This window comes from Bacillus sp. JJ1503 (genome assembly GCF_036965125.1).
GTDB lineage: Bacteria > Bacillota > Bacilli > Bacillales > Cytobacillaceae > Cytobacillus.
In genome coordinates this window covers 1-851 of sequence record NZ_JBALOZ010000349.1, presented here as the reverse complement: position 1 = coordinate 851, position 851 = coordinate 1, and the positions used below count along the sequence as shown (strand labels likewise).

At 31.3% G+C, this 851-nt stretch carries 1 protein-coding gene; it reads right to left on the bottom strand.

What is annotated here, in order from left to right; all coding sequences use genetic code 11:
* Nucleotides 1-142: 142 nt before the first annotated feature.
* Entirely contained in the window at nucleotides 143-727 is a 585-nt protein-coding gene (locus V7149_RS22380; RefSeq protein ID WP_335347794.1) for a hypothetical protein, read from the bottom strand.
* Nucleotides 728-851: the final 124 nt, after the last annotated feature.

Below are 851 nucleotides of genomic sequence, written 5' to 3'. Positions count from 1 at the left end.
TATATATCCTCTATTTTTTTAGCCAAGTCTTCTTTGTTGTAGATTTGCTCAAACTTCTCTAACCCATATGATTCAACTAAATAGGTAACAAAAGAAGCTGAATGAATATAACTTATCCATTGAAGGGTGTAATCCTCTGGATTTATAAAAGCTGGGCGAAATTTGAATCATCTTGATTCAAATCTATCAACTTGTTAATAGAAATTGTTTTATTTGAATCAATTAAATACTTCATAATCTGATGGGAATATGATTTTTGTTTTCCATACTTATCTTCCATATAAGTAGCAAAACCCTCTTGTGTTAAATACCCCATGCTTGAATCAAAGTTGTTACCATAACCAATTAAAGAATGTGTAAGTTCATGGACAAGCGGATATTGATTTTCCCTAATTGCATATAGTTTGAGTTCCGACCTCAATCCCCATGACGCTTGATTCCATTCATTGAGGAATATATTTATTCTCTCGGATGGTACATAATTTGTTTGGATTGACTTCTGAATGTCATTATAAGCATTTAGGAGTTCCTGTTTTATGGATTCTACTTTTTCTTCTGGAACCTTTATGGTATTAGAAATTTTAAAAGTAATTTTCCCATCCGCTGTAACAACAATGTTTTTATCAACTGCTTCCTCTTGAACTATTTCTTTAGGAACTACTGTATCCTGAGTGCAAGCAGTTAATAAAAATATAGATATAAGGAAGAAGAATCTAAATCTAAACATTATACCTCCTAAAAAATCAATATTTTCTAACCAGTACGAACTTTAACTCTAAAAAGATTCATTTTTGTACACCAGTGAAAAATACAATTTTCTTTAAGGGCATTGCTCCACAATCTGGCCCTTT

What these genes read in the sequence shown, in the direction of transcription:
- V7149_RS22380 (WP_335347794.1), bottom strand. Translation starts at nt 727, where the DNA reads ATGTTTAGATTTAGATTCTTCTTCCTTATATCTATATTTTTATTAACT.